Origin of the sequence: Corynebacterium sp. HMSC05E07 (assembly GCF_001807225.1) — a bacterium.
In the GTDB taxonomy this organism is placed as follows: Bacteria; Actinomycetota; Actinomycetes; order Mycobacteriales; family Mycobacteriaceae; genus Corynebacterium; species Corynebacterium singulare.
This window is the reverse complement of record NZ_KV788246.1, coordinates 1-3,373: the sequence shown is the minus strand read 5'-3', so window position 1 is coordinate 3,373 and position 3,373 is coordinate 1. Positions and strand designations below refer to the sequence as shown.

The window sequence follows — 3,373 nt, the reverse complement described above, 5'->3', positions numbered from 1 at the left end:
AGCCGAAACAGTCAATGGTCTCTACAAGGCGGAATTGATTCATGCCCAAGGTCCGTGGACGTCGGTCGGAGAAGTCGAATTGGCCACCTTGCGGTGGTGCATTGGTGGAACACCAAGCGGCTTCACGAAGCATTGGACTACGCCACCACAAAGGAAGTAGAAACCGAGTACTATCTCACCCAGTCCATCAACACAGGGCCGTAAAAGAAGCGGAACTAAACCCAGGACGCTTCAGACACGAAGCAACCGGCACTATCCGCGAACTCGGAGAGGGACTTACTCACGATTCTGCTGGTCAGGAACTCAAGGTCGGGGATCGGGTCGGCTGGGCTGATAGCATCCCATGTGGTGAATGCTACGAATGCCTTATCCTCGGTGAGCGCACGCTTTGCAAGAACCGGAAGATTTACGGAATTAACCGCCCGACAAACGTGGCATCGCATTTGAATGGCGGATGGAGGGAAGCAATTGTCTTGGAAAAGGGCACCGTGATCGTGAAACTTCCGGACGAGGTAACCTTCGAGCAGGTAATTACGCTGGGATGTGCAGGCCCTACTGCCGTTCATGGCGTGCTTGAATACTTAACTATTCAGCCAGGGGACATCGTTTCTGTCCAAGGAGCTGGACCTGTGGGATTGGCATCCGCAATGTTCGCCAAGGCAATGGGTGCAGGAACAGTTATCCTTATTGGAGCGCCTACCGGACGTATGGAAACTGCTCGAGAAATAAACGCTGCAGACGAGTTTATCGATATGGAGATTTACAAGACCCCAGCAGCTCGTCTGGAAGCCGTTCAGTCCTTAACTCCAGGTCGCAGAGGAGCAGACGTAGTTATCGAATGTGCCGGGGTTCCTGCAGCCGTTTCCGAATCTATCGATCTAGCAGCACCTAATGGCCAATTGTTGGTTCTGGGCCAGTATACCGACCACGGAGTCACTCCGATCAATCCTCACTACATTACAAAGAAACAGCTCAAGGTGTTTGGTTCTTGGGGATTCTCAGAGCGTCATTACGTTAAGTACATCCAGGCATTACCTCAACTCGTCAGCCGTCACGATCTGACATCAATTCTGACAACCTACGAGCTTGACGACGTTAACTCAGCCCTTCACGATGTTGCAGAAGGCAAGGTGACGAAGGCTGCGCTGCGCCCCGCGTTATACCAGTAGAGAGCGCACCCCTGAGGTTGCCCTCGTTTAGTGAACATCCTCTCCTACGGATCTTGTGTCCGTAGGAGAGGATGTTCATTGTGAGTCAACTGCGCAAGAAGTACATGGCGGAGTATCGGCGTGAAGCCGCGAACCTGGTAATCGAGTTGCAGCGCCCGATTACTCATGTGGCTAGGAGAACGGTGTTTCCGCCGCGAATTTTAGGCCGGTGGGTCAAACTCGAGCGTGAGCGCCGTGTGAAGTCTCGAGACACCGACCGGAACGATGTCTCGAGACTTCGCATGGGGTCCATTCACGAAACCTCACAGCCTGTACCTTCCACCAACTCCGCACACCTGCTTTCCTCACAATGACCCCTTCACTTTCCTGGAGGGCTGAGTTGCGAGGGTTGTTAACAGACTCACTTTTGGCACTCTTTGCAGGGCCGAGTCGCGCTATACTAAGGTAGATCATCAATTTGTCTGCCGCATTACATGGAAGGAGAGTGAAATGTGTAACAATATTGTCAAAGCAATTACGCTTCATATATTGCAGAGGAGTGCCGAACTTGGGTATGAAGTTACGCGCACCAAGTTACAAAAGTTACTCTATTTCGCAGACTTGAATGCAGTAGACCGCATCGGCAGAACAATTACAGGTATCGATTGGATGTGGCACAATTACGGTCCCTATAGCCCTGCAGTGACGGAAGTCGAGAAGGCCTTAGTTGATGAAGGGGTAATATCGTCTCAAGCAGTTATTTATCCTGTGGGGTATGTGGGACATCGACTCGCGATCCGGTATAGCTCAATGGCGATAGACTCAGACGAGTATATCAATTCTGTGCTCGGAGAGATTGTTGAAAAGGTCCTCACTGAGCTTGGAAGTTTGAATGCAACGCAAGTGGCAGAAAAGTCTTATGCCACGCCACCCATGCAACTAGCCCAGTCGCACTCTGGACGGCGAGATGTCCATTTGGATATGTCACTGGGGACCAAGGAACCCTCGCCCCGTTCTAGGCGATCCGCAGCAAAAAAGCGCATAGCCCAAGCTCGGCAACGCAAATTGAGTGATTCGCGAGTTCGGCACGATCATGGTGATCTTCAGGGACTTCGAGCTGAACTGAGCGCATTCTCATCGTCCATCGGGGATGCAAATAAGCGTCTCTTGTACTGAGCACTAATACTCAAATCGTATGTAGAAAGTGATGGAATGCCTTCCGCGCGTCTCGCCAAGTTTTGTACCAAAGGATCTGTGTGGTGGGTAGCTGACTCGGCCTTGAATATGCCGCCAGACTCTTCCCGTACGGTAGTTCATGACGGACGGCCAGTTGTCGTTGTGTCTACTGACTTAAAGAATCAAGATCGCGCCTTTCCTGTAGTTTCGGTTTGTCCGATTTCAACATCTGAAGCGAGACAGTTTGCCACTCAGTATGATCTTCACCTTGATCGTGGTGAAGGGAATCTTTCAAATGAATCGTGGGTGCGAACGACTCTCATTCAGCCGATGGACAAAGATAAACTCGATGACTATAAAGGGAAATTGAATGACAATCGAATACTTGAGCTCGATGACTTGATCATTGACTACTTGGGAATGCTTTCAGCTGATGATGATAACTATTCAAGTGCTGTGCCATCCCCTTTTCCGAAACCAGGGCCGTTTGGCATATAAGAAGCCCTGTGGATGTCGTCTCTTGGGTTCAGCCTTTCTTGGCAATTCGCGTAATGCAGTTTGGTCTTAGGCGGTTTTGCATTGCTCCAGAAAGAAATTGGTCCGCACTCTTGAGGCAATGTAATTCGTGTAACTTGCCACCATCCCTGCAGTACACAACCAGCATGACACCGAACGGTGACAAACTTAAAAGTAACCGAACGGTGTCATCACCTAGCCGCGTGCACCACTTGTCTGGTTCGGAGACATCGTTCCGCATGTCTCATGAGATCGTTCCGGTCCAACCAGCACCAATGTCTCACCACATCGATCCGGTTGAAAACCCTGAAGCTAAAACTGCCCAGACACGACGAAAAGCGATGTCTCGAGACATCGATCCTCCATGCTTTAAAAATGGAGAAGAAGACAAAACCAAGCCCAAAAATCATCATCGAAACCATGCTTGCTACCGGCATGACTCAAGCCGAAGCAGCTGAACATTTCGACGTCAGCACACGATGGATCCGAACACTTCAAGCCCGCTGCCGTTTCGGCGTAGTTGGTAGGGGCAA

Annotated in this window: 4 protein-coding genes and 2 pseudogenes; all 6 read left to right on the top strand. The window is 50.6% G+C overall.

What is annotated here, in order from left to right; genetic code table 11:
- Nucleotides 1-204 (top strand): annotated as a pseudogene (locus tag HMPREF3149_RS13930) (integrase core domain-containing protein); the annotation flags it as partial.
- Nucleotides 132-1,169: a zinc-binding dehydrogenase gene (locus HMPREF3149_RS13115; RefSeq protein WP_256366438.1), complete on the top strand. Its 1,038-nt coding sequence runs from the start codon at nucleotides 132-134 to the stop codon at nucleotides 1,167-1,169. The pseudogene HMPREF3149_RS13930 and the gene HMPREF3149_RS13115, both read left to right, overlap by 73 nt.
- 71 nt (nucleotides 1,170-1,240) lie before the next feature.
- Nucleotides 1,241-1,522 (top strand): transposase, encoded by a 282-nt coding sequence (locus HMPREF3149_RS14070; protein WP_083280827.1) that lies wholly within the window; start codon nucleotides 1,241-1,243, stop codon nucleotides 1,520-1,522.
- Between the two features lie 136 nt (nucleotides 1,523-1,658).
- Complete coding sequence (locus HMPREF3149_RS09010) at nucleotides 1,659-2,324, top strand: Panacea domain-containing protein (RefSeq protein WP_070537551.1); 666 nt, start codon at nucleotides 1,659-1,661, stop codon at nucleotides 2,322-2,324.
- A gap of 36 nt (nucleotides 2,325-2,360) precedes the next feature.
- On the top strand, nucleotides 2,361-2,822 hold the full coding sequence (locus tag HMPREF3149_RS13105; protein WP_083280826.1) for a type II toxin-antitoxin system PemK/MazF family toxin: 462 nt from the start codon (nucleotides 2,361-2,363) through the stop codon (nucleotides 2,820-2,822).
- Nucleotides 2,823-3,215: 393 nt separating this feature from the next.
- Nucleotides 3,216-3,373, top strand: a pseudogene (locus HMPREF3149_RS13405) (IS481 family transposase); the annotation flags it as partial.